We start from the raw sequence: 24,714 nt of genomic DNA on the forward strand, positions 1-24,714 counted from the left end.
AGTTTTTCTACAGGAGTTCCTCATGACTAACCGTATCCAACGTTTAAAAAACGCTCTGTTTCAGAATAACCGCGAAATTTCGCTTGAGCGTGCGCTGCTATATACCGCCAGCCACCAGCAGACGGAGGGAGAGCCGGTTATTCTGCGGCGGGCGAAAGCCACCGCATATATTCTTGAGCACGTTGAAATATCGATTCGTGATGAGGAACTGATAGCCGGGAACCGTACCGTTAAACCGCGGGCGGGCATAATGTCACCGGAAATGGATCCTTACTGGCTGCTCAACGAGCTGGAGCAGTTTCCAACCCGTCCGCAGGACCGTTTTGACATCAGCGAAGAGGATAAACATCTTTATCGCGATGTGCTGTATCCGTACTGGGAAAAGCGGTCGATGAAAGATTTCATCAACGGTCAGATGACCGATGAGGTAAAAGCCGCTGTCCGTACGCAGATTTTTAGCGTTAACCAGACGGATAAAGGTCAGGGGCATATCATTATTGATTATCCACGCCTGTTGAATCTCGGGCTTGGCGAACTGGTAGCGCAGATGCGGGCGCATTGTCTGCAGCAGCCGGATAACCACTTTTATCAGGCTGCTCTGTTGCTGCTTGAGGCTTCGCAAAGCCACATTCTGCGTTACGCCCTGCTGGCAGAAAAAATGGCGGAAAACTGCCCGGATGCGCAGCGACGTCAGGAATTGCTGACGATTGCAGAAAACTCCCGCCATAACGCCCAGCATAAGCCACAAACCTTCTGGCAAGCATGTCAGCTGTTCTGGTACATGAACATTATTTTGCAATATGAGTCCAACGCCAGTTCGCTCTCACTCGGACGCTTCGACCAGTATATGCTGCCGTTTTATCAGACCTCGCTGACGCAGGGAGAAGATCCTGCATTCTTAAAAGAAATCCTTGAATCGCTATGGGTGAAATGCAATGACATTGTACTGCTGCGATCCACCAGCAGCGCGCGTTATTTCGCTGGCTTCCCAACGGGTTACACCGCACTGCTTGGGGGATTGACGGAAAATGGTCGTAGTGCGGTAAACGTACTGTCGTTTCTCTGCCTTGATGCTTATCAGAGCGTACAACTGCCGCAACCAAATCTCGGTGTGCGCACGAACGCGTTGATCGATACGCCGTTCCTGATGAAAACGGCACAGACCATTCGCCTCGGGACCGGCATCCCGCAAATCTTTAATGATGAAGTGGTGGTGCCTGCATTTCTTAACCGTGGCGTCTCGCTGGAAGATGCGCGAGATTACGCGGTAGTCGGCTGTGTCGAGCTGTCTATTCCAGGCAGAACATACGGTTTGCACGACATCGCCATGTTTAATCTGCTGAAAGTAATGGAAATCTGCCTGCATGAGAACGAAGGCAATCGCGCGCTGACGTACGAAGACCTGTTGAAGCATATTCGTGCCAAAATCAGCCACTACATTACGTTGATGGTCGAAGGCAGTAATATCTGCGATATCGGTCATCGCGACTGGGCGCCGGTGCCGCTGCTCTCCTCGTTTATTAGCGATTGCCTGGATAAAGGGTGTGATATTACCGACGGCGGCGCGCGTTATAACTTCTCCGGCGTACAGGGAATCGGCATTGCGAACCTGAGCGATTCGCTGCATGCGCTCAATGGACTGGTATTTGAACAACAGCGCTTAACTTTTGACGAACTTTTGTCGGTGCTAAAAGACAACTTTGCTACCCCGGAAGGCGAGAAAATTCGCGCCAGGCTGATTAACCGCTTCGAAAAATACGGCAACGATATTGATGATGTAGATAACATCAGCGCCGAACTGCTGCGTCATTACTGCAAAGAGGTAGAGAAATACCAGAATCCACGCGGCGGGCAATTTACGCCGGGTTCATATACTGTCTCTGCGCACGTGCCGCTGGGTTCGGTCGTCGGAGCGACACCAGATGGTCGCTTCGCCGGGGAACAGTTGGCGGACGGAGGGCTGTCGCCGATGCTGGGGCAGGATATGCAAGGGCCGACGGCGGTATTGAAATCGGTCAGCAAGCTGGATAACACATTGCTTTCCAATGGGACTTTGCTGAACGTGAAGTTTACGCCAGCCACACTGGAAGGTGAGGCTGGTTTACGCAAGCTGGCGGATTTTCTGCGGGCATTTACCCAGCTCAAGCTCCAGCATATCCAGTTTAACGTGGTGAATGCCGACACATTGCGAGAAGCGCAGCTGCGCCCACAAGATTTCGCCGGGCTGGTGGTGCGCGTGGCGGGTTACAGCGCCTTCTTTGTCGAGCTGTCGAAGGAGATCCAGGATGACATCATTCGCCGCACCGCGCATCAGCTGTGAGGTTATTGACCCACGTGGCGAGGACGTCGCGCGTATATTTAATATTCAGCGTTACTCACTGAATGATGGACGGGGTATTCGTACGGTAGTCTTTTTTAAAGGTTGTCCGCATACCTGCCCGTGGTGCGCCAACCCTGAATCTCTCTCCCCACGTATTGAAACAGTACGGCGGGAGAGTAAATGCCTGCACTGTACACCCTGTCTACGTGATGCTGATGAGTGTCCCTCCGGGGCGTTTGAACGTATCGGTCGTGATATCTCGCTGGACGAGCTGGAACGTGAAGTGATGAAAGATGATATTTTCTTTCGCACCTCTGGCGGGGGGGTGACGCTTTCCGGTGGTGAAGTGCTGATGCAAGCGCCCTTTGCCGTACGATTCCTGCAACGTCTGCGGCGCTGGGATGTTCGCTGCGCGATTGAAACGGCTGGCGATGCGCCAGCCAGTCGTTTGTTATCGCTGGCAAGAGAGTGCGATGAGGTGCTGTTTGACCTCAAAATTATGGATGTCCATTTGGCGCGTGAGACCATTAATATGAACCTGCCGCGCGTGCTGGCGAATTTACGACTAATGGTCGCTGAAGGGGTTAATGTCATTCCTCGCCTGCCGCTGATTCCGGGCTTTACGATGAATGTAGAGAACACGCAGCAGGCGTTGACGCTGTTGTCATCATTAGGCATAAAGCAGGTACACCTGCTACCGTTTCATCAATATGGCGAACCGAAATACAACCTGCTCGGATTACCCTGGTCGATGAAAGAAGTGCCCGTCCCGTCGGCGCAAGAGATAGGTTTTATACGTAAGATGGCAGAATGCGCCGGATTTCAGGTAACAGTAGGAGGATAGTATGGCCATCGCACCTGTACGATATCTGGTTGCTGTCACCGCGTGCGTAAGCGGCGTTGCCCATACTTATATGGCTGCTGAACGGCTGGAGAAACTCTGCCAGCAGGAGAAATGGAGCATCAAGATTGAAACTCAGGGCGCGTTGGGTACTGAAAATCGCCTGACGGAAGAGGATATTAACCGCGCTGATGCGGTGTTGCTCATTACCGATATTGAACTGGCAGGAGCAGAGCGATTTACGCAGAGCCGATACGTCCAGTCGGGCATTAGCGCATTTCTGCGTGAGCCGCAGCGGGTGATGAGTGCCGTGCGAAAGCTGCTTTCTGCGCCACAGCACACACATCTTACTTTGGATTAGCTTTTATCTCCGTCAGTTGGCTGTGGTATTGCCGACGATATTCTGACGGCGAACGTTCGGTATTTTTGCGAAACAGGCGGCAGAAATAGTTGCTGTCAACAAACCCACAGGTATGCGCCACTTCTTTGATCTTCAGCTCATAACCCTTCAGCAGCGTTTTCGCGTGTTCCAGTCGCGTGTGATTCAGGTATTCGTTAAACCCGATAGCGCCCGTTTTTTGAAACAGGTGGGAGAGGTAATTGGGTGAGATGTAAAACGCCTGCGCGACGGATTCTCGGGTGAGCGGCGAAGCGTAGCGTTCATCAATATAGTCGCGAATGGCTTCGAAAAGCGCCTGACTGCGTGATGCGGTCTGGATCTGGCTGCCCAGCAGATCGCGGCAGTGGCTCAGTAAGCTCGCAACGATTAGCCTGGCGGTTTGTTGCTCCTGCGGTTGCATCTGCATTTCATTGAGCGTTTGCAGCAGGAAAGAGCCAATTCGTGGCCCACGCCGCGCGACGTGCTGGCGGGTAAGATTATGATATTGCTTGCCGTCCCACTGGACGATGCTGAAACCCAGTTGCTGTTTGCCGAACAGAATGCTGAGCGTGGTGACCGGTGTGAGCCACTGCGGAAAGTTCCAGCCGCCAGCCGGAACGAATATCACATCGCAAGGCAGTAACGTCGCGGATGCGCCAGCAACTCCGTTATCGGTGAACTCACCTTCCAGCACAATTTCCAGCCGGGGAAAATCGACCTGATACGCCAGCTCCGGCGTTGAGCTACTGGTGCTGGCAAAATAAACCTGGCGCAGCGGCGTGGGGCCGTTAATCAGGCGGGAGAGAAGATGGCTGACGTCGTGATACATGTTAATCCCTTGCAGGCAGCAGACAGGGGAAACAGTAACCGCCATCATAAAAAAAGGCCACTCTTTAAGAGTGGCCGATACGAGTATTACTGATTACCGATTTGATCGCCGTACGGCAGGCTATCGTAATCAATCAGGGCATTCTTTTTGTACGGATTGCCAATCCAGCGGGTCGTCTCTTTGAACTGCGGGCTGGTAATGGATCGGGTCGGATCGAAACCGTCGTAGGTGAATCCCGCTAAATCAGACCAGGTGTGGATAAGCTCTGAGCTGCTGTATTTACGATTCACATCCTGTGAGAAGTCACGCGGGTGTGCAGCCTGCCATTTTTCAGAGGTCCACAGCAGGAACGGTACCGTATACATATGGCGCGTCGGGTTGTCTTCATTACGACCCTGCGTTTTATGCGGTGGCGTATCGTATACCTCCTCCCCGTGATCGGAGAAGTAGAGCAGGAAACCGTTCGGATCTGTCGCTTTATAGTCTTTGATCAGACTGGCAATGATATGGTCATTGTAGACATTCGCGCTGTCGTAATCGTTGTATGCTTCCAGCTCATCATCATCCAGGCCGGGGGGAACGTTGTCGACATTGTTATCGAATTTACCCTGACCATCCGGATAGCGGAATTTGTACTTAATATGCGTACCCAGCAGGTGCACGATGATGAACTTTTTCGGTGCCGGGTCGGCCAATACTTCTTTAAATGGCGCCAGCACGTTGCTGTCATATTCGCGCGCACTTTGCGTACGCTGCTGATTCATATAAAACTGCTTATCCGTCTGCTTAGAGAACACGGTCAGCATGGTGTTGCGAGCCGTCATCGTCTGCTGATTGGTGATCCAGAAGGTTTTATAACCTGCCTGTTTCATCATATTCATCAGAGACGGTTGAGTCAGGTACAGGTCCGGATTCTTCTCGTTGGCGAAGGTCAGTGCCTGCTGCAGGATTTCAATGGTGTACGGACGTGACGTCACGACATTATTGAATACGGTGAAGTTAGGATCGGATTTATGCAATGCATCCAGTTCTGGCGTCGTTTCGCGCGGGTAACCATACAGGCTCATGCGACCACGCTGCGTTGACTCGCCAATGACCAGCACCAGCGTACGTGGGGCATCGCCGGAGTTATCTTTGAAGTTAGCCAGCGGCGGCAGGGCATTGTTCTCATTCAGCAGGCTATTGAGTGAGGTCAACTGCTGACGGTACTGATAATACCCGGAGATGAATTGCCACGGTGCGGCGGGCTCCATACGTGAGGCGAGACCATTCAACGTTTTTTCAAACGGCTTGTGTTTGATGAAAGTGTTAACGGCTATCGGATGCAGCATCAAACCGTATAACAACGCAAACGACACCAGATAGCGCCAGGGCGATGGAATATGAACAGGGCGCAGACGCGTCCACAGCAGAATAGCGATAGCTGTATAGGCCAGGGCGATAAGAACAATTTTTAGGCTGAAATACTGGCTGAGATATTCGCTGGCTTCGTTCGCATTGGTTTCAAACATCACATACAGAACGCTTTGCGAGAACTCTTGCCCGTAGATGACGTAATAGCTCAGAGCAGCCAGCGAGGCCGCCCATAGCACCATGCCAATGACGGCAGCAATAATACGGATACGGTTTGGAAATAAAAATACCGGGATCAACCACAGCGAACTGAATAGCAAGGAGTCGCGTAATCCATTAGTTCCGCTATATCCGGTTAAACAAATAACGACCTGGAGTAAAGTGGAAAAAAACCAAAAATAGAGGAGCGCCCAACCCAGGGCTTTCCAGCTAAATTTAGGTTTAGACTGGAGTTGTAAGGATTGCATAATGTGAGCCTGTCTTTAATCGTAGCGCCAAGAGTAGCGACTTAATATTAAGAGGAACTTAAGCATCACGATCTTAGGATCGTGTTTTGCTGTTGATATATTCACAATGTGAATATATTCAGGCGGGAATATATTGAAAAAGAAGCGGTTATGACAGCAGTTTTTGTTGTCGCCTTCATACAATAGCACGAAGGCGACGAGGGAGGACGTTAGCCTGTATTACGCATGCCGGCTGCGACACCAGCGATTGTCACCATCAGCGCTTGTTCAACGCGCGGATCCGGTGCATTGCCTTGCTCTTCTGCCAGGCGTGAGCGGTGTAACAGCTCAGCCTGTAAGACATTCAGCGGGTCAGTATAAATATTTCTTAACTGAATGGACTCGGCAATCCACGGCAGGTCGGCCATCAAATGTGAGTCGTTGGCAATCGCCAGCACGACATCGATATCGGCTTCCAGGCGCTGACGCAGCTCTTCACCCAGCGGCCACAGCTCTTTTTTGACCAGGCGCTGATCGTAGTATTCTGCCAGCCACAGATCTGCTTTGGCGAAAACCATTTCCAGCATGCCAAGACGTGTGGAGAAGAATGGCCAGTCGCGGCACATTGCTTCGAGTTCGCTTTGCTTACCGTCTTCAACCACTTTTTGCAGTGCGGTGCCTGCACCCAGCCACGCCGGGAGCATCAGGCGGTTCTGCGTCCAGGCAAAAATCCACGGAATTGCGCGCAGAGACTCTACCCCGCCGGTTGGGCGACGTTTTGCCGGACGTGAGCCGAGCGGTAATTTACCCAGTTCCTGCTCTGGCGTTGCGGAGCGGAAGTAGGGGACGAAGTCTTTGTTTTCACGTACATATCCACGATAGAGCTCACAGGAAATATCGGAAAGCTCATCCATAATGTGACGCCAGTTATCTTCCGGCTCTGGCGGCGGTAACAGGTTGGCTTCCAGAATTGCTGCGGTATACAGCGACAGGCTGCTGATGGTCACTTCCGGCAGGCCGTACTTAAAGCGGATCATCTCCCCTTGTTCTGTCACGCGCAGACCGCCTTTCAGGCTGCCTGGTGGTTGAGAAAGCAGCGCCGCATGCGCAGGCGCGCCACCGCGACCAATGGAGCCACCGCGACCGTGGAACAGCGTCAGTTCGATACCGGCTTTTTCGCAGGTTTTGATCAACGCGTCCTGCGCCTGATATTGCGCCCAGGAGGCCGCCATCACGCCTGCATCTTTTGCGGAGTCAGAGTAGCCAATCATGACCATCTGTTTGCCCTGAATAAAGCCACGGTACCAGTCAATGTTCAGGAGCTGAGACATGACGTCATCGGCGTTGTTGAGGTCGTCCAGCGTTTCAAACAGCGGGGCAACCGGCATAGCAAAACCGATACCGGCTTCTTTCAGTAGCAGATGTACGGCCAGTACATCCGATGGTGTTTTCGCCATTGAGATAACATAGGCGGCAATGGAGCCATACGGGGCTTCGGCAATGACCCGGCAGGTGTCGAGCACTTCGCGGGTGTCGTTGCTCGGCTCCCAGTTACGTGGGAGCAGCGGACGCTTGGAGTTCAGCTCGCGGATCAGGAAAGCCTGTTTATCCGCTTCCGACCAGTTTTCGTAGTCGCCAATGCCCAGATAACGGGTCAGTTCGCCAAGGGCTTCAGTGTGACGGGTGCTTTCCTGACGAATATCAATACGTACCAGCGGTACGCCGAAACATTTCACGCGGCGTAGGGTGTCGAGCAATTCGCCATTGGCGATAATGCCCATGCCACAGGCCTGCAGAGACTGATAGCACGCATATAGCGGGTCCCAGAGCTGTTCATTTTGGGTGAGAAGTCCCGCAGGTTTCGGCAATTTCTCGCCTTTCAGACGGGCTTCCAGCCAGGCCTGGGTTGCCATCAGACGTGAACGCAGGGTTTTCATCAGATAACGGTAAGGTTCTGCTGCGCCTTCTTCGCCCACCAGCGCCAACAGTTCCGGTGTGGCATCCACCATCGACAGCTCAGAAATCAGAAACTGAATGTCTTTCAGGAACAGATCGGTCGCTTTCCAGCGGCTGAGTAGCAGCACGTGACGGGTGATATCCGCCGTTACGTTCGGGTTGCCATCGCGGTCGCCGCCCATCCAGGAGGTAAAGCGAACCGGGACAAAATCAACGGGCAGCTTATAGCCCAGATGCTCTTCCAGTTGTTCGTTCAGCTCGCGCAGATAATTTGGTACGCCTTCCCACAGGCTATTTTCAACCACCGCGAAGCCCCATTTGGCTTCATCAACCGGGCTTGGGCGCAGCTTGCGGATTTCATCCGTATGCCAGGACTGGGCAATCAACTGGCGCAGACGGCGCATCAGCTGATGGCGCTCGTAATCGACGAGGTCTTTGTTATCAAGTTGCTTGAGACAGGCGTTCACTTCACCCATTTTATGGATCAGCGTACGGCGGGTGATCTCGGTCGGGTGGGCGGTGAGAACCAGCTCCAGGGAGAGAGATTCGACGGCTTTTTTGATGGTGGCTTCATCGAGGTTGGGCTGCTCTTTCAGTTTACGCAGAGTGCGAGCAATCACTTCCGGGTTGCTGGCTGCTTCGCCTTTTGGCGAAATGCTGTGGTACTGCTCGGCGGTGTTGGCCAGGTTCAGAAACTGGCTAAACGCGCGGGCAACCGGCAGCAGCTCGTCGTTAGACAGGTTTTGCAGCGTAGTGAGCAGCTCCTGGCGATTGACTTCATTGCCGGCGCGGGATGATTTGGACAACTTACGGATTGTTTCTACGCGGTCAAGAATGTTCTCTCCCAGCGCATCCTTGATGGTCTCCCCCAGCACTTTGCCGAGCATACTGACATTACTACGCAACGCGGAATATTGTTCGTTCATATTAACCCAGACACCCCATCTTTAATTTATGCGTCCTGTATCTTTCGCGCGACATCGGCGTTGGCTGCGCTTGCCCACCCGGTCACTTACTTATGTAAGCTCCTGGTATGAGCTCGCTTGCCGCCTTGCTGTGACACGAAATCTCTCGGACTTTGTTTGTTAGCCGTCTTTTATAAAGCCACGTAAAAGTCGTGACGTCAATTGCTGCGAAATCGGTTCAGCAAACGAAAAAATGACGGGAATTTACGTTATTTAATTCACATCGAATCAAATAAGCTTTGCTTATGGAAATGTTAATAAATTACCTCGCTTACCACTAAAGGGTTAGCGAGGCGATAAGCGGTTAATGCCAGCAGAAATGATGCACAACCTGGGTGATCAATTCGCGGGTTGGCTTAATAAAACGAGTTTCCAGATACTCATCCGGCTGATGCGCCTGATTAATGGAGCCAGGCCCCAACACCAGCGTCGGGCAAAGCGTCTGGATAAACGGCGCTTCGGTGCAGTAGTTCACCACCTCAGTCTGTGCGCCCAGCAGTTTCTCAACCACTTGTACCAGTTGATGATCCGGTGGGCACTCATAGCCTGGAATTGGCGGGTGCAGCTCCGACACCGTCAGGCGACCCGGCCAGCGCTCGCTGACCGGGGTCAGCGCGTCGTTAAGTAAGCCATTGAGATCGTTAAGCGTCATGCCGGGCAGTGGGCGAATATCCATATGCAGCTCGCAGCAGGCGCAGATTCGGTTAGCAGCGTCGCCGCCGTGGATGTGACCCAAATTTAACGTCGGATACGGGACGGTAAAAGCATCATGGTGATAGCGCTCTTTCAGATCATCGCGCAGATTCATGATATGGCCGATGGCATCATGCATCAATTCAATGGCATTCACGCCACGAGCCGGATCGCTCGAGTGACCCGATTGTCCCAAAATGCGAATCGCATTAGAGATATGACCTTTGTGCGCGCGGACAGGTTGCAAAGAAGTGGGTTCGCCAATGATCGCGCAGTCCGGGCGTAAAGCGGTGGTTTCAGAGAAATAACGCGCTCCCGCCATGCTGGTCTCTTCATCGGCAGTAGCCAGAATGTACAGGGGCTTTTTCAGTTGAGTGACGTCGACGTCACGCAGCGCGTCGAGGATAAAGGCGAAGAAGCCTTTCATATCTGCCGTACCCAAACCGTAGAGCTTATTGTCATGCTCGGTCAGGGTGAACGGATCGCGCGTCCAGCGTCCGTCGTCAAAGGGGACGGTATCGGTATGGCCCGCCAACAACAAACCACCGGCTCCCTGTCCAATGCTTGCCAGCATATTGAATTTATTGCGCGTGTCGGGAACCGGCTGGACCTCCACATTAAAGCCTAAATCTTTGAACCAGCCCGCCAGCAGAGTGATTAAACCTGCATTACTTTGGTCGAGCGCTTCTTCGGTGGCGCTAATCGACGGCATGGCAATCAGAGCGCGGTATATCTCGATAAATGGCGGTAAATTGTTTTTCATTGTTGACACACCTCGGGTCATGATAGTATCAATATTCATGCAGTATTTGTGAATAAAAATACATTAACGTTGAGCGTAATAAAACCCACCAAGTGTAAGGTGAGGTGATAAAGGCTTATATCTGGCAACAGAATCTAAGAAGGTGAGCAGCCCCGATGTTGAATACGCTGATTGTGGGCGCCAGTGGCTATGCCGGCGCAGAGCTTGTGACCTATGTAAATCGCCATCCTGATATGACCATAACCGCTTTGACCGTCTCAGCGCAAAGCAATGATGCAGGAAAATTAATCTCCGATTTGCATCCGCAGTTGAAAGGCATTGTCGATTTACCGTTACAGCCAATGTCAGATATCAGCGAGTTTAGCGCAGGGGTGGACGTTGTGTTCCTCGCAACGGCACATGAGGTGAGCCATGACCTGGCCCCGCAGTTTTTGCAGGCCGGATGCGTGGTGTTTGACCTCTCGGGCGCGTTTCGCGTAAACGACGGCGCGTTCTATGAAAAATATTACGGCTTTACCCATCAGCATCCCGACCTGCTGGAGCAGGCGGTTTATGGACTGGCGGAGTGGAGCGCAGACCAACTGAAAGACGCGAATCTGATTGCCGTGCCGGGTTGCTACCCGACGGCGGCGCAGCTGTCGCTGAAACCACTGATTGATGCCGGGCTGCTGGATCTCAGCCAGTGGCCGGTAATTAACGCCACCAGCGGCGTGAGCGGCGCGGGACGTAAGGCGGCTATTTCCAACAGCTTTTGTGAGGTGAGCCTGCAGCCGTATGGCGTGTTTACCCATCGCCATCAGCCGGAAATCGCTACTCACCTCGGTGCGGAGGTGATCTTCACCCCGCATCTGGGCAACTTCCCGCGCGGAATTCTGGAAACCATCACCTGCCGTTTGCAAGCGGGCGTAACCCATGCGCAGGTGGCTCAAACGTTGCAACAGGCGTATGGCGATAAGCCACTGGTGCGTCTGTATGACAAAGGCGTTCCGGCGCTGAAGAACGTGGTTGGCTTACCGTTCTGTGATATCGGGTTTGCCGTACAGGGTGAGCACCTGATCGTGGTGGCAACTGAAGACAACTTATTGAAAGGCGCGGCGGCACAGGCGATGCAGTGCGCAAATATTCGTTTTGGCTTTGCTGAAACGCAGTCTCTTATTTAAGGGTGCAACGATGAATCCATTAATTATCAAGCTGGGCGGCGTTTTACTGGATAGCGAAGAGGCGCTGGAGCGTCTGTTTACCGCACTGGTGAATTATCGTGAGTCACATCAGCGACCGCTGGTCATTGTGCACGGTGGCGGCTGCGTGGTTGACGATCTTATGAAGCAGCTGAACCTGCCGGTGAAAAAGAAAAATGGTCTGCGCGTCACGCCAGCCGATCAAATTGACATTATTACCGGTGCCCTGGCGGGAACAGCGAATAAAACCTTACTGGCCTGGGCGAAAAAGCACCACATCGCATCCGTGGGTCTGTATCTTGGTGATGGCGATAGCGTAAAAGTGACGCCGCTCGATAAAGCGCTGGGTCATGTTGGACTGGCGCAGCCGGGTTCGCCTAAGCTGATTAACACACTGCTGGAAGGCGGTTTTCTGCCGGTAGTTAGCTCCATTGGTGTTACTGAAGACGGACTGCTGATGAACGTTAATGCCGATCAGGCGGCAACGGCGCTGGCGGCAACGTTGGGTGCGGATCTGATCCTGCTCTCTGACGTAAGCGGTATTCTGGATGGTAAAGGCCAGCGTATTGCCGAAATGACCGCCGCGAAAGCGGAACAACTGATTGAACAAGGTATTATTACTGACGGCATGATCGTGAAGGTCAATGCGGCGCTGGATGCCGCGCGCACGCTGGGTCGCCCTGTGGATATTGCCTCCTGGCGTCATGCCGAGCAACTGCCGGCGCTGTTTAACGGCATGCCAATTGGCACGCGGATTTTAGCGTAAACTATTTTGTACCCGATGGCGGTTATGCCTTATCGGGCCTACGTGAACCGAACCTGTACGCCGGATAAGCTAAGCGCCATCCGGCGTTGAAATTCAAGATATTAAGGAAGCAAGTTATGGCACTTTGGGGTGGGCGTTTTACACAGGCAGCAGATCAGCGGTTCAAACAGTTCAACGACTCGTTGCGTTTTGACTACCGCCTGGCAGAACAGGATATTGTCGGCTCTGTGGCCTGGTCTAAAGCGCTGGTAACGGTCGGCGTACTGACTGCCGATGAACAACTGCAATTGGAAGAGGCGCTGAACACTCTGCTGGAAGAGGTTCGCGTTAATCCGCAGCAGATCCTGCAAAGCGATGCCGAAGATATTCATAGCTGGGTGGAAGGTAAGCTGATTGATAAAGTCGGCCAGCTTGGTAAAAAACTGCATACCGGACGTAGCCGTAATGACCAGGTCGCGACCGATCTTAAACTGTGGTGTAAAGACACGGTTATTGAATTACTGTCGGCCAACCGTCAGCTGCAAAGTGCGCTGGTGGTGACGGCAGAGAATAACCAGGACGCCGTTATGCCGGGTTACACCCACCTGCAACGTGCGCAGCCGGTGACGTTTGCTCATTGGTGTCTGGCCTATGTCGAAATGTTGGCGCGTGACGAGAGCCGTCTGCAGGATTCGCTCAAGCGCCTGGACGTCAGTCCACTGGGCTGCGGCGCGCTGGCGGGTACGGCATATGAAATCGATCGCGAGCAGCTGGCCGGTTGGCTGGGCTTTGCCTCGGCGACGCGTAACAGTCTGGACAGTGTTTCTGACCGTGACCACGTGTTGGAGTTACTCTCCAACGCTTCTATCGGCATGGTGCACCTGTCGCGTTTTGCTGAAGACCTGATTTTCTTTAATACCGGCGAAGCGGGCTTTGTCGAGCTGTCCGATCGTGTAACTTCGGGTTCATCTCTGATGCCGCAGAAGAAAAACCCGGATGCGCTGGAGCTGATCCGTGGCAAATGCGGTCGCGTGCAGGGTGCGCTGACCGGCATGATGATGACCTTAAAAGGTCTCCCGTTGGCATACAATAAAGATATGCAGGAAGACAAAGAAGGGCTGTTCGATGCGCTCGACACTTGGCTGGACTGTCTGCATATGGCTGCGCTGGTACTGGATGGCATTCAGGTGAAACGTCCGCGTTGTCAGGAAGCGGCGCAGCAGGGTTATGCTAACGCCACCGAGTTGGCGGATTATCTGGTAGCAAAAGGCGTCCCGTTCCGCGAAGCACACCATATTGTGGGTGAGACGGTGGTCGAGGCGATTCGTCAGGGCAAACCGCTGGAAGCGCTGTCGCTTGCCGACTTACAAAAGTTCAGTCAGGTGATTGGCGATGACGTTTATCCGATCCTCTCGTTGCAATCGTGCCTGGATAAACGTGCGGCGAAAGGCGGCGTGTCGCCACAGCAGGTGGCGCAGGCGATCGACTACGCGAAGGCGCGGCTGGTGTAAAAAAAAAGAACCCCGTCGCTGTGAGCAGACGGGGTTCTGACTTTATGCGAAAAGGATTATTTCAGCATATCTTTCGTAACAACCAGTTTGGCGACGGTTGCCGGATTCGGTGTAACACGTTCAACGACAATGGTTTCACCTTCGGAGATGTCTCTTTCACCAGACGTTACCGTGGTGATATCTCCCGCTGTTTTGACAGAGCTGTAATAGCAGTTACCGTTGTCACAACTGAAGATGTAGTTACCGTTTTTCGCGTCACCCATCACTTTCACGACCCACGCAGAACCGTTCGCTGCTTTCCAGCCCAGCGCTTTGGCGTCAAAATCAACAACCACATTCGGTACGCCGTTGATTTTTTTAACCGTCAACGATTTCACTTCACCGGCATCCTTGACCGGATTGTTACCTTCCTGCATATCCCTCGTCACAGTGAGCTGTGCCAGGATTTCAGGATTCGGATTGGTACGTTTAACGGTGATCACTTTTCCTGGCGCTAACATGTAGGACATGCCACCGGTCCGTACCGTGCTTTGCGTGCCGTAGTTAGAACGGTAGCTGTAGTAGACACTGTTGCCGGAGGTAGAGAAGGCATATTTACCATCCACATCTACCGAGTAACTGTTACTGCCGCTCAGCTTGCTGGTATCGAAATTTACATTGATGCGCTGCTGCCCATCAAAAACATCGACATAAACCGCTTTCACATCACCGGCAAGATCGGTAGACGCTTCATCTGCGGAATTGTCATGCGTAAACGGCGCAAATACCTGGCTGTATGCGTACATCGGTGCCTGCTGTGCGGTCATGCCGCTGTGCTCCGGGCTGACCTGCTTCGCCACGCCCGGCTGATCGCGCGTCATCGACCACGCGCCAATCATGCCGAGGTTGCGTTTTTTCGCGTCGTCCATCACCAGTTTCGCATCGGACAGATAGAACACTTCGCCCTGTACATCGTTGTAACCGATCATCGGGGTGGTGCCCATCATGGCGTTGATCTCTTTGTCAGATTTCTCTGGCCAGATTTTCTTCAACTGGGTGAACATGTTGTCGATAGCGGATGTGGCGCATTTACCGTGGATGTTCTGCCCTTCGGTACCGTCTGACTGACAGACGGCATTACCGTAGTCCATGGTCATTACGTTAATACCAGCCAGCTCAACGCCGACATGGCGCGCATTTTCCAGCACATACAGACCTTCAGCCGTCAGACCGGTCGGCAGAATCGGCAGGGTGTACCAGATACCGACTTTGCGACCTTCCTCTTTCCACTGAGCCTGAACCTCTTTTACTGCCTGGTTGCGGCGATCGATGGAATCCTGATCGGCCACCCATGTGCCTTCGATGTCAAAATCCAGCACGTTCAGGTTCAGGTTATCAACAATGTCGTAGTAGAGTTTTTGCAGATCTTTCACATTCTTACAGGCAGCCGCCAGCGGGGAGTTATTCGCTCCGCCAATGGAAACCATCACATCGCCACCGGCTTCACGCAGCGCTTTTATTTTACTGTACTGTGAGTAATCCTGCAGATTATAGGCCGTACCCCAGGTTGGGATGCACTGCTCGCCACTTTTCGCGACGACAAACGCCATGGTGAAGTGGGTAATGTTTTGCTCTTTCGCCAGTTTCGCCAGATCCGGAATGCTGTTCAGGCTAAAGTCGACGTATGGTGCATAAACGTGGGCAGGCCACGGATTCTTCGGCGTCCCTACGCGCTCTTTGGTGCCAGTCCAGTTGGTATAAATTGCCCATGGGTTTTTATCATACGGCATAACGCCTTTGACTTTCGTCTGAGCGACAAAAGGCGTTCCTTTGTACACCGCCAGTTTGCCGGGTTCGTAAAACGCAATGGAATTGATCTGTGGGGCATTCTTAAATTGTTCCTGGGTGAATTCGACCGTTGGGCCTAACGGTTTCCACGGACGGCCATTGGTGCCGGTCGGGTTCTGGTTACCTGCAATAGAAGGGTTTTCGCCAACGGTATAGTACAGTGCTTCATAAGACTGGCCGTCAACTTTGACCTCGTCCCCTTTGTTGTAAACCTGGCTGGAACGCCAGTCGGGTACTGGCGTATAGAGTTTCCACGGATTGTCGGCACCTGGGGTGAAGGAATAAGCCGGAATGGGCCTGGACGCTTCATATGTCACATCCTGATAAGCGACAATATCATCTTTGGCATAATCTTTTTCGGCGCTGAATGCGTCGTGGGCAACAGGCGTGGCGCTCCCGGATTCACAAGTGGTTGGGTTGCCATATTGATCGATTTCCGCTTTTGTGGCATCGCGCACATAACTCCACGGATTATCCCAGTTTTCAGCTGACGCGCCCTGTGGGCAATTATCGGCATTTACATACCAGCGGTTACTATAAACTTTACTGTCAAAAATAACTTCAATGGTGTTTCCACCTGCCTGACCGCTCCAGGCTTCCAGAGCGAATGCGTTTGCGGCGCACGACATCAGGCCTGCCGCGAGAAAATATCGCGAAATAGTATTGAGTTTCATAAAAGATTCCATTCGATAAATATTAGAAAAATATGGGTGAATGTACTCTAAATAATTAGAGTGGCGAAGAAACGAGTGTTCTTGCGATTTGCCATATATTGAATATCGCGCGGTTATTATTTATGAACCTGACAGGGCGTCAAATATATAAATGATACAAAATGTTTTTGATTATTTTAATTTAATATGGTTTTAATTTAAATAATCGGATGAGAATATGTAATTTATATTTTGTATATATTTTTTTGAATGTATTCGCGCCGGGCGCAAAAAAAATGCGGACTCAAGGTCCGCAAAAGTTCACGTTGGCTTTAGTTATTTCGAGTATGAGAGAAACTCTCAAAACGGACAGTAGCTTCAAGGGTTAAAGGGGTACCGTTCCGTTTCTGTGGTGCATTATTAAACAGAAAGCTTGATAGGGATAATCGTTCGTTGCTATTCTACCTATCGCTACGAACTATCGTGGCGATGGAGGATGAATAATGAATATTCGTGATCTTGAATACCTGGTGGCGCTAGCCGAACATCGTCACTTCCGACGAGCGGCAGACTCCTGTCACGTTAGTCAGCCAACGCTGAGCGGACAGATCCGCAAGCTGGAAGATGAGCTTGGCGTCATGCTGCTGGAGCGTACGAGTCGCAAAGTGCTGTTCACTCAGGCAGGTTTACTGCTGGTGGATCAGGCGCGCACCGTGCTGCGCGAGGTCAAAGTGCTCAAGGAGATGGCAAGCCAACAAGGCGAGACAATGTCTGGACCGCTGCATATTGGTTTGATCCCAACGGTGGGGCCATACCTGCTGCCGCATATTATTCCTATGTTGCACCAGACCTTCCCAAAACTGGAAATGTATCTCCATGAGGCGCAGACGCATCAGCTGTTGGCGCAACTGGATAGCGGTAAGCTCGACTGCGTCATTCTGGCGCTGGTGAAAGAGAGTGAGGCGTTCATCGAAGTACCGTTATTTGATGAGCCTATGCTGCTGGCGATCTATGAAGATCACCCATGGGCAAACCGCGACTGTGTGCCGATGTCCGATCTGGCGGGTGAGAAACTGCTGATGCTAGAGGATGGCCACTGCCTGCGCGATCAGGCGATGGGCTTCTGCTTTGAAGCGGGTGCTGATGAGGATACCCATTTCCGGGCGACCAGTCTGGAAACGCTGCGTAACATGGTGGCGGCAGGCAGCGGTATTACCTTACTGCCTGCGCTGGCCGTGCCGCCGGAGCGTAAGCGTGATGGCGTTGTCTATCTGCCCTGCATCAAGCCTGAACCGCGCCGTACGATTGGCCTGGTGTATCGTCCAGGTTCGCCGCTGCGCAGCCGTTATGAACAGCTGGCAGAGGCCATCCGTGGGTCAATGGATGGCCATTTCGACAGTGCGTTAAAACAGGCGGTTTAAGCCATTTAGCGCTGCTACCCGATAGGCTTCCGCCATGGTTGGGTAGTTAAAGGTGGTGTTAACGAAGTATTCGATGGTGTTACCACCACCTTTTTGCTCCATTATCGCCTGACCGATGTGAATAATTTCGGCCGCGCGTTCCCCAAAGCAGTGGATCCCCAGAATCTCTTTCGTTTCGCGATGGAACAGGATCTTCAGCGTTCCGACACTCATACCCACGATTTGCGCACGTGCCAGATGTTTAAACTGGGCGCGGCCAACCTCGTATGGAACTTTCATGGCCGTGAGCTGCTGCTCGGTTTTCCCGACGGAGCTGATTTCCGGAATGGTATAAATCCCGGTCGGGATATCTTCGATCAGATGCGCGGTAGCTTCGCCTTTTACCAATGCCTGGGCGGCAATGCGTCCCTGATCGTAGGCCGCCGATGCCAGACTCGGATAGCCGATCACATCTCCTACGGCATACACGTGCGGCAGCGCCGTCTGGTACATGCTGTTGACCTTCAACTGTCCGCGGCTGTCGGTTTTTAGCCCAATATTTTCCAGCGCCAGCGAATCGGTATTACCGGTACGGCCATTGGCGTACAACAGGCAGTCGGCTTTCAGTTTCTTACCGGATTTCAGATGCATGATGACGCCGTCATCGCAACCTTCAATCTTCTCGTACTCTTCGTTGTGGCGAATGACCACTCCGCTGTTCCAGAAGTGGTAAGAGAGCGAGTCGGACATCTCTTGATCGAGGAACGCAAGCAGACGATCGCGGGTGTTGATTAAATCGACTTTGACGTCCATTCCACGGAAGATCGACGCATATTCGCAGCCAATTACTCCCGCGCCATAAATCAAAACATGGCGGGGTTCATGGTGCAGGCTCAGGATAGAGTCGCTGTCATAAACCCGGGGATGGGAAAAGTCGACATCCACCGGATGATAGGGGCGTGAACCACAGGCGATGATGAACTTATCCGCGGTCAGCGTTTCCACCGTGCCGTCGTGGCATTCAAGGGCGAGTGTGTGTTCATCAACAAAACGGGCATTTCCCTGCAAAATTTCACAGTGGTTGCGCTCGTAAAATCCTTGCCGCATACGCGTTTGCTGATTAATAACGTTATCAGCGTGGTTGAGAATATCGGCGAAAGAAGAACGAAGGAGTCGGGAGTGGTCGCTGTAAAGTGGGTTCTGATTGAATTCAATAATACGGCTGACGGCGTGGCGGAGGGCTTTCGACGGGATGGTCCCCCAGTGGGTACAGCCTCCGCCGACGTTATGATAGCGCTCAATCACCGCGACGCGCGCTCCTTGCTTAACCAGACCCATTGCAGCGCCTTCGCCGCCGGGACCGGAACCTATTACTATTGCATCGTAATCGTAGGAATGTGACATGGTCAGGCTTACCTGTTCTTATACATAAAAGCAACAGAATAGTAACATCGTTGTCGGGATAACCCAATTATCGTTGTGCTTTTTTGCGAACTCGAAGCACAAACTGCGCGTAAACAATCATTCACAAAGCCATGCCAACCGCCTAATCTCTGGTATAGTGCCAGCAAGGTATGTGGAAGGATTCAGACATCGTGATGGGCGTTAGAGCGCAACAAAAAGAAAAAACCCGGCGTTCGCTGGTAGAAGCCGCATTTAGTCAACTCAGCGCTGAGCGTAGTTTTGCCAGCCTCAGTTTACGCGAAGTCGCTCGTGAAGCGGGCATTGCGCCAACCTCGTTTTATCGCCATTTCCGCGATGTGGATGAACTCGGCCTGACGATGGTGGATGAGAGTGGTTTGATGCTGCGTCAGTTGATGCGTCAGGCGCGTCAGCGTATCGCGAAGGGCGGGAGTGTGATCCGCACCTCGGTCTCAACATTTATGGAGTTCATCGGCAACAATCCCAACGCCTTCCGTTTATTATTGCGCGAGCGTTCGGGAACCTCCGCAGCGTTTCGCGCAGCGGTCGCTCGTGAAATTCAGCACTTCATTGCGGAACTTGCGGACTATCTCGAACTCGAAAACCATATGCCTCGTGCGTTTACTGAAGCGCAGGCCGAAGCCATGGTCACCATTGTGTTCAGCGCCGGGGCAGAAGCACTGGATGTTGGCGCCGAGCAGCGTCGACAACTGGAAGAACGGCTGGTATTGCAACTGCGCATGATCGCGAAGGGCGCATTTTATTGGTACCGCCGTGAACAAGAGAAGATGACGCATCACTCCGAGTAACGAGAAGGACGAGCAATGAAACAGTCAGGTCAAGATAAAGGTACGCTGCTGCTGGCGCTGGTTGCTGGCTTATCGATCAATGGCACATTTGCGGCGCTGTTTAGCTCCATTGTGCCATTCTCAGTATTCCCAATTATTTCGCTGGTGCTGACGGTTTATTGTCTGCATCAACGCTATCAAAACCGCACCATGCCTGTGGGATTACCGGGCCTGGCCGCCGCCTGTTTTATTCTCGGCGTTCTGTTGTACAGCACTGTGGTACGCGCTGAATATCCGGATATTGGCTCTAACTTCTTCCCGGCGGTTCTGTCAGTGATTCTGGTGTTCTGGATCGGCTTTAAAGTGCGGAACCGTAGACAGGAAATCGTGGAGTAATATTTGTAGGCCGGGCAAGCGAAGCGCCCCCGGCCAGGACATCATTTACTTGGCGGTCAGTAATACTCCGCACTCCATATGGTGCGTATACGGGAACTGATCGAACAGAGCCAGGCGTGAAACATTGTGCGTCTGGCTTAACGTTTCCAGGTTCTTACACAATGTCTCCGGGTTACAGGAGATGTACAGAATTCGCGGGTACGCCTGCACCATTTTCTCTGTTTCGCTGTCCAGACCGCTGCGCGGTGGGTCAACGAAAATGGTTTCACACTGGTAACTCTTCAGATCGATTCCCTGCAAACGGTTGAACTCACGAACCCCGTTCATCGCCTGAGTAAACTCTTCAGCCGCCATGCGGATAATTTGTACGTTATCAATATGGTTAGCCGCAATGTTGTATTGCGCAGCAGCCACGGACGGTTTAGCGATTTCAGTGGCCAGCACGCGGTTGAAGTTTTGTGCGAGGGCTAACGAGAAATTGCCATTGCCGCAGTACAGCTCAAGCAGGTCGCCTTTTGATCCCCTGGTGACATCAATCGCCCATTCCAGCATCTGAATATTCATGGCGGCATTCGGCTGGGTGAAGCTGTTCTCAACCTGGCGGTAGATAATCTCTTTACCCGCAACCGGCAAGCGTTCGTCAATGTAATCCTGGTCCAGCTCGATTTTGGTTTTGGTTGCCCGGCCAATCAGATGCACGTTCAGGTTTTGCGCCCGTAACGCATCCCGCAGCGCTTCAGCTTCCTGACGCCATTCATCATCCAGCTTTTTATGGTACAGCATCGATACCACCGCCTGATCGCTCAGGGTAGTGAGGTAATCAATCTGGAACAGTTTGTGGCGCAGGACGTGGTTGTTGCGAACGCCGTCGATCATTGCCGTCATCAGCGTGTTGATAAGCTCGCTGGCCGCCGGGAAACTGTCGACGCGGATACGGCTTTTGGTCTGGCTGTCGAACATGATGTGGTACAGATCATCCCCGTCATGCCACAGACGAAATTCCGCGCGCATACGGTAGTGGCTGACCGGCGAGCGAAACACTTCCGGAGCCTGTGCATAAAATGGCGTCATTAAGCTCTGCAGACGCACTACTTTTTCAGCTAACTGGGCGTCGTACTGTTCTGTCGGAAGGTGTTCGGGGGTCATGATGCGTCCTGAAAAATAAAAGTACGCGGGGATTGTAGGGATTGCTCAACAGATGTCCAGTCATTGATGATTTCCGATATTGTGATGCGCGGTCTGGACACCAGGTTGTAACAAACTGTAGCATCCGTTTTCCGGTCCTGTGAGTTAAAAGGGAATCCAGTGTGAATCTGGAGCTGACGCGCAGCGGTAAGGAAGGTAGGAGATGAGCGCACCTGGTGCAGACACTGCGGCTTGCCGTGGGAAGTCATCATCTCTTTAAGTTGCCTCCAAGCCCGAAGACCTGCCGGCTAACGTCGCATCTGGCTTTCATCATCGCGTACTATCGGTGGGACCTGCGGCATCCTTCTTATATTGTGGATGCTTTACAATGATTAAAAAATCGTTGCTGTGCACGGCGCTGTCCGTCACAGCATTTTCGGGTTGGGCGCAGGACACTAGCCCAGATACTCTCGTCGTCACTGCCAACCGTTTTCAGCAGCCTCGTAGCGCTGTACTTGCCCCTATCACCGTTGTTACACGTCAGGATATCGATCGCTGGCAATCCACTTCCGTCAATGATGTGCTTCGTCGCCTGCCGGGCGTGGATATCGCCCAATACGGTGGTATGGGACAAAATTCGTCTATTTCTATTCGCGGCACCAACGCCAGCCATGTGCTGGTGTTGATTGACGGCGTGCGTCTGAACTTGGCAGGGGTTAGCGGCGCAGCCGATCTTAGCCAGTTCCCCGTCTCGTTAGTGCAACGTATCGAATACATTCGTGGGCCGCGTTCGGCGGTTTATGGTTCTGATGCGATTGGCGGTGTGGTGAATATCATTACTACGCGTGAAAAGCCGGGGACGGAACTCACTGCCGGTGTGGGGAGCAATGGGTATCAGAATTACGATGTCTCAACCCAACAACAGCTTGGCGAAAATACGCGCGTCACACTAATGGGCGATTATGCCTATACCAAAGGTTTTGATGTTGTCGCATACGGTAGCACTGGCTCTCAGGCTCAGCCCGACAAAGACGGTTTCTTAAGTAAGACGCTGTATGGCGCGCTGGAACATAACTTTTCCGATACATGGAGCGGGTTTGTTCGCGGCTACGGCTATGATAACCGAACAGATTATGACGCGTATTATTATCCTGGGACGCCGTTAGTGGATACCCGTCAGCTCTATAGCCAAAGCTGGGATGCCGGGCTGCGCTTTAATGGCGAGCTTATCCAGTCGCAACTGGTTTCCAGCTATAGCCATAGTAAAGATTACAACTATGATCCGGATTATGGTCGCTATGACTCCTCGGCCACACTGGATGATATGAAGCAATATAATGTTCAGTGGTCCAACAGTATGGTGCTTGGTCACGGTAACGTAGGCGCAGGCGTTGACTGGCAAAAGCAAACCACGACGCCTGGCACCGGGTATGTCACGGACGGTTACGATCAGCGTAATACGGGTCTCTACCTGACCGGGTTGCAGCAACTGGGCGACTTTACCTTTGAAGGTGCGGCGCGCAGTGATGATAACTCCGAGTTTGGCCGTCATGGCACATGGCAGACCAGCGCCGGATGGGAGTTTATTGAAGGCTATCGCTTTATTGCGTCCTACGGTACATCTTACAAAGCGCCTAATCTCGGACAGTTGCATGGTTATTACGGCAATTCGAACCTGGATCCTGAACAAAGTAAGCAATGGGAAGGGGCGTTTGAAGGCTTAACGGCGGGCGTGAACTGGCGTGTATCCGGATATCGTAATGATATTGACGACATGATCGATTACGACCCGCATACCGAGAAATACTTTAACGAAGGTAAAGTTCGTATTAAAGGTGTGGAAGCGACCGCAAACTTTGATACCGGGCCGTTGGCACATACGCTGAGCTACGATTATGTCGATTCGCGCAATGCGATTACGGACAAGCCGCTCGCACGGCGTTCTAAGAACCAGGTGAAGTACCAGCTCGACTGGCAGGTTTATGATTTTGACTGGGGCCTGACGTATCATTACCTGGGAACGCGTTATGACACTGACTACGTAACCTACCAGCCGGTAAAAATGGGTGGGGTTAGCCTGTGGGATCTTGGCGTGTCATATCCAATCACCTCACAGCTGACAGTTCGTGGTAAAATCGCCAACCTGTTCGATAAAGATTACGAGACAGTTTATGGCTACGCAACTGCAGGACGGGAATACACCTTGTCTGGCAGCTACACTTTCTGATCCGCGTCCCACCGTGCTGGTGTTTGATTCCGGCGTCGGTGGGTTGTCGGTCTATGACGAGATCCGGCGTCTTCTGCCGGATCTCCACTATATATACGCTTTCGACAACGTCGCCTTTCCTTATGGAGAGAAGAGCGAGGAGTTTATCGTCGAACGTGTTGTTGAGATTGTGACTGCGGTCCAGCAGCGCTATCCCCTCTCTCTTGCGGTCATCGCGTGTAATACAGCAAGCACGGTATCGCTCCCTGCATTACGTGAGAAATTTGCCTTTCCGGTTGTGGGCGTGGTGCCTGCTATTAAACCGGCGGCGCGACTCACGGCGAATGGTGTGGTGGGACTGCTGGCTACGCGTGCAACGGTGAAGCGTTCATATACCCATGAGTTGATTGCACGGTTTGCTAACGAATGTCAGATAGCGATGCTGGGTTCCGCTGAACTGGTGGAACTGGCGGAAGCGAAGCTGCACGGTGAAACCGTTTCTCTGGAAGAACTGCGTCGTGTCCTGCGCCCTTGGCTGCGGATGTCGGAACCACCTGACACGGTGGTGCTCGGATGCACCCATTTCCCTCTATTACGGGAAGAACTTTTACAGGTCCTGCCTGAGGGGACGCGGCTAGTAGATTCTGGTGCCGCGATTGCGCGTCGTACGGCCTGGTTATTAGAACATGAAGCGCCAGACGCGAAATCAACTGATGAGAATGTCGCATTCTGCATGGCAATGACGGCAGAAGCCGAACAATTATTGCCCGTGCTGCAGCGTTATGGCTTTAAGACGCTCGAAAAACTGGCTGTTTAGGCTGTTTTGGTGGAAAAGTAGGCACTCGGAAGATTATTTTAAATTTCCCCTTGTCAGCCTGAAATAACTCCCTATAATGCGCCTCCACTGACACGGAACAA

At 52.5% G+C, this 24,714-nt stretch carries 18 protein-coding genes and 1 riboswitch; of the genes, 11 read left to right on the plus strand and 7 right to left on the minus strand.

Going from position 1 to position 24,714, the window contains the following annotated elements; genetic code table 11:
* The first annotated feature begins 22 nt into the window (after nucleotides 1-22).
* The 3 genes from OGV93_RS00555 to OGV93_RS00565 are packed head-to-tail and all read left to right on the plus strand — an operon-like array spanning nucleotide 23 to nucleotide 3,522.
* The gene (locus OGV93_RS00555; RefSeq protein WP_046276409.1) at nucleotides 23-2,320 is read left to right on the plus strand and encodes a formate C-acetyltransferase; all 2,298 of its coding nucleotides are present in this window, start codon (nucleotides 23-25) and stop codon (nucleotides 2,318-2,320) included.
* Nucleotides 2,286-3,164 carry a [formate-C-acetyltransferase]-activating enzyme gene (locus OGV93_RS00560; protein ID WP_101700765.1) on the plus strand — a complete coding sequence of 293 codons (879 nt, stop codon included), beginning with the start codon at nucleotides 2,286-2,288 and terminating at the stop codon, nucleotides 3,162-3,164. Before OGV93_RS00555 ends, OGV93_RS00560 begins: the two co-directional genes overlap by 35 nt.
* A gap of 1 nt (nucleotide 3,165) precedes the next feature.
* Nucleotides 3,166-3,522, plus strand: coding sequence for a PTS fructose-like transporter subunit IIB (locus OGV93_RS00565; protein WP_016155282.1), 357 nt, complete (start codon nucleotides 3,166-3,168; stop codon nucleotides 3,520-3,522).
* Here the strand turns inward: OGV93_RS00565 and OGV93_RS00570 are convergent.
* From OGV93_RS00570 to argE, 4 genes are all read right to left on the minus strand, one after another.
* The gene (locus OGV93_RS00570; protein WP_049269724.1) at nucleotides 3,509-4,369 is read right to left on the minus strand and encodes a helix-turn-helix transcriptional regulator; all 861 of its coding nucleotides are present in this window, start codon (nucleotides 4,367-4,369) and stop codon (nucleotides 3,509-3,511) included. The genes OGV93_RS00565 and OGV93_RS00570 overlap by 14 nt on opposite strands.
* A gap of 86 nt (nucleotides 4,370-4,455) precedes the next feature.
* Entirely contained in the window at nucleotides 4,456-6,189 is a 1,734-nt protein-coding gene (locus tag OGV93_RS00575; RefSeq protein WP_131380455.1) for a phosphoethanolamine transferase CptA, read from the minus strand.
* Nucleotides 6,190-6,398: 209 nt separating this feature from the next.
* On the minus strand, nucleotides 6,399-9,050 hold the full coding sequence (gene ppc / locus OGV93_RS00580; protein WP_101700762.1) for a phosphoenolpyruvate carboxylase: 2,652 nt from the start codon (nucleotides 9,048-9,050) through the stop codon (nucleotides 6,399-6,401).
* Between the two features lie 343 nt (nucleotides 9,051-9,393).
* Entirely contained in the window at nucleotides 9,394-10,545 is a 1,152-nt protein-coding gene (gene argE / locus OGV93_RS00585; RefSeq protein ID WP_019077897.1) for an acetylornithine deacetylase, read from the minus strand.
* 155 nt (nucleotides 10,546-10,700) lie between these two features.
* Between argE and argC the strand changes: the two genes are divergently transcribed.
* The 3 genes from argC (at nucleotide 10,701) to argH (ending at nucleotide 13,979) form a co-directional block, all read left to right on the plus strand.
* A complete protein-coding gene (gene argC, locus OGV93_RS00590; RefSeq protein WP_016155287.1) occupies nucleotides 10,701-11,705 on the plus strand; it encodes an N-acetyl-gamma-glutamyl-phosphate reductase in 1,005 nt (334 codons plus the stop codon).
* Between the two features lie 10 nt (nucleotides 11,706-11,715).
* Nucleotides 11,716-12,489, plus strand: coding sequence for an acetylglutamate kinase (gene argB / locus OGV93_RS00595; RefSeq protein ID WP_016155288.1), 774 nt, complete (start codon nucleotides 11,716-11,718; stop codon nucleotides 12,487-12,489).
* 116 nt (nucleotides 12,490-12,605) lie between these two features.
* The gene (gene argH, locus OGV93_RS00600) at nucleotides 12,606-13,979 is read left to right on the plus strand and encodes an argininosuccinate lyase (protein WP_049040576.1); all 1,374 of its coding nucleotides are present in this window, start codon (nucleotides 12,606-12,608) and stop codon (nucleotides 13,977-13,979) included.
* A gap of 56 nt (nucleotides 13,980-14,035) precedes the next feature.
* On the opposite strand, the gene OGV93_RS00605 is transcribed toward argH, so the two are convergent.
* Nucleotides 14,036-16,480 (minus strand): glycosyl hydrolase family 18 protein, encoded by a 2,445-nt coding sequence (locus OGV93_RS00605; protein ID WP_200084316.1) that lies wholly within the window; start codon nucleotides 16,478-16,480, stop codon nucleotides 14,036-14,038.
* Between the two features lie 482 nt (nucleotides 16,481-16,962).
* On the opposite strand from OGV93_RS00605, the gene oxyR reads away from it, so the two are divergent.
* Nucleotides 16,963-17,880, plus strand: a complete 918-nt coding sequence (oxyR, locus tag OGV93_RS00610; protein WP_003028858.1) for a DNA-binding transcriptional regulator OxyR — start codon at nucleotides 16,963-16,965, stop codon at nucleotides 17,878-17,880.
* Here the strand turns inward: oxyR and sthA are convergent.
* Complete coding sequence (gene sthA, locus OGV93_RS00615) at nucleotides 17,863-19,263, minus strand: Si-specific NAD(P)(+) transhydrogenase (protein WP_016155291.1); 1,401 nt, start codon at nucleotides 19,261-19,263, stop codon at nucleotides 17,863-17,865. The genes oxyR and sthA overlap by 18 nt on opposite strands.
* 191 nt (nucleotides 19,264-19,454) lie before the next feature.
* Between sthA and fabR the strand changes: the two genes are divergently transcribed.
* Both fabR and OGV93_RS00625 read left to right on the plus strand, forming a co-directional pair.
* Nucleotides 19,455-20,090 (plus strand): HTH-type transcriptional repressor FabR, encoded by a 636-nt coding sequence (gene fabR, locus OGV93_RS00620; RefSeq protein WP_003028862.1) that lies wholly within the window; start codon nucleotides 19,455-19,457, stop codon nucleotides 20,088-20,090.
* A 15-nt stretch (nucleotides 20,091-20,105) separates the two neighbouring features.
* Nucleotides 20,106-20,465 (plus strand): YijD family membrane protein, encoded by a 360-nt coding sequence (locus OGV93_RS00625; protein ID WP_016155292.1) that lies wholly within the window; start codon nucleotides 20,106-20,108, stop codon nucleotides 20,463-20,465.
* 45 nt (nucleotides 20,466-20,510) lie between these two features.
* Here the strand turns inward: OGV93_RS00625 and trmA are convergent, their stop codons facing one another.
* A complete protein-coding gene (gene trmA / locus OGV93_RS00630; RefSeq protein ID WP_019077891.1) occupies nucleotides 20,511-21,611 on the minus strand; it encodes a tRNA (uridine(54)-C5)-methyltransferase TrmA in 1,101 nt (366 codons plus the stop codon).
* A gap of 115 nt (nucleotides 21,612-21,726) precedes the next feature.
* A riboswitch (cobalamin riboswitch) is annotated at nucleotides 21,727-21,913 on the plus strand.
* 65 nt (nucleotides 21,914-21,978) lie between these two features.
* Here trmA and btuB point away from each other — a divergent pair.
* Together btuB and murI are read left to right on the plus strand one after the other, a co-directional pair.
* A complete protein-coding gene (btuB, locus tag OGV93_RS00635; protein ID WP_047497611.1) occupies nucleotides 21,979-23,817 on the plus strand; it encodes a TonB-dependent vitamin B12 receptor BtuB in 1,839 nt (612 codons plus the stop codon).
* The gene (murI, locus tag OGV93_RS00640; RefSeq protein ID WP_016157938.1) at nucleotides 23,762-24,613 is read left to right on the plus strand and encodes a glutamate racemase; all 852 of its coding nucleotides are present in this window, start codon (nucleotides 23,762-23,764) and stop codon (nucleotides 24,611-24,613) included. Before btuB ends, murI begins: the two co-directional genes overlap by 56 nt.
* Nucleotides 24,614-24,714 lie beyond the last annotated feature (101 nt).

Source organism: Citrobacter sp. Cb031, from assembly GCF_030336725.1.
GTDB classification, from domain to species: Bacteria; Pseudomonadota; Gammaproteobacteria; order Enterobacterales; family Enterobacteriaceae; genus Citrobacter; species Citrobacter braakii.

Bases quoted from the DNA above. Each gene is read 5' to 3' on its own strand.
- OGV93_RS00625 (WP_016155292.1), top strand. From the start codon at position 20,106: ATGAAACAGTCAGGTCAAGATAAAGGTACGCTGCTGCTGGCGCTGGTT.
- argE (WP_019077897.1), bottom strand. From the start codon at position 10,545: ATGAAAAACAATTTACCGCCATTTATCGAGATATACCGCGCTCTGATT.
- murI (WP_016157938.1), top strand. From the start codon at position 23,762: ATGGCTACGCAACTGCAGGACGGGAATACACCTTGTCTGGCAGCTACA.
- OGV93_RS00605 (WP_200084316.1), bottom strand. From the start codon at position 16,480: ATGAAACTCAATACTATTTCGCGATATTTTCTCGCGGCAGGCCTGATG.
- OGV93_RS00560 (WP_101700765.1), top strand. From the start codon at position 2,286: ATGACATCATTCGCCGCACCGCGCATCAGCTGTGAGGTTATTGACCCA.
- OGV93_RS00570 (WP_049269724.1), bottom strand. From the start codon at position 4,369: ATGTATCACGACGTCAGCCATCTTCTCTCCCGCCTGATTAACGGCCCC.
- sthA (WP_016155291.1), bottom strand. From the start codon at position 19,263: ATGTCACATTCCTACGATTACGATGCAATAGTAATAGGTTCCGGTCCC.
- OGV93_RS00555 (WP_046276409.1), top strand. From the start codon at position 23: ATGACTAACCGTATCCAACGTTTAAAAAACGCTCTGTTTCAGAATAAC.
- trmA (WP_019077891.1), bottom strand. From the start codon at position 21,611: ATGACCCCCGAACACCTTCCGACAGAACAGTACGACGCCCAGTTAGCT.
- argH (WP_049040576.1), top strand. From the start codon at position 12,606: ATGGCACTTTGGGGTGGGCGTTTTACACAGGCAGCAGATCAGCGGTTC.
- argB (WP_016155288.1), top strand. From the start codon at position 11,716: ATGAATCCATTAATTATCAAGCTGGGCGGCGTTTTACTGGATAGCGAA.
- ppc (WP_101700762.1), bottom strand. From the start codon at position 9,050: ATGAACGAACAATATTCCGCGTTGCGTAGTAATGTCAGTATGCTCGGC.
- argC (WP_016155287.1), top strand. From the start codon at position 10,701: ATGTTGAATACGCTGATTGTGGGCGCCAGTGGCTATGCCGGCGCAGAG.
- OGV93_RS00575 (WP_131380455.1), bottom strand. From the start codon at position 6,189: ATGCAATCCTTACAACTCCAGTCTAAACCTAAATTTAGCTGGAAAGCC.
- btuB (WP_047497611.1), top strand. From the start codon at position 21,979: ATGATTAAAAAATCGTTGCTGTGCACGGCGCTGTCCGTCACAGCATTT.
- OGV93_RS00565 (WP_016155282.1), top strand. From the start codon at position 3,166: ATGGCCATCGCACCTGTACGATATCTGGTTGCTGTCACCGCGTGCGTA.
- oxyR (WP_003028858.1), top strand. From the start codon at position 16,963: ATGAATATTCGTGATCTTGAATACCTGGTGGCGCTAGCCGAACATCGT.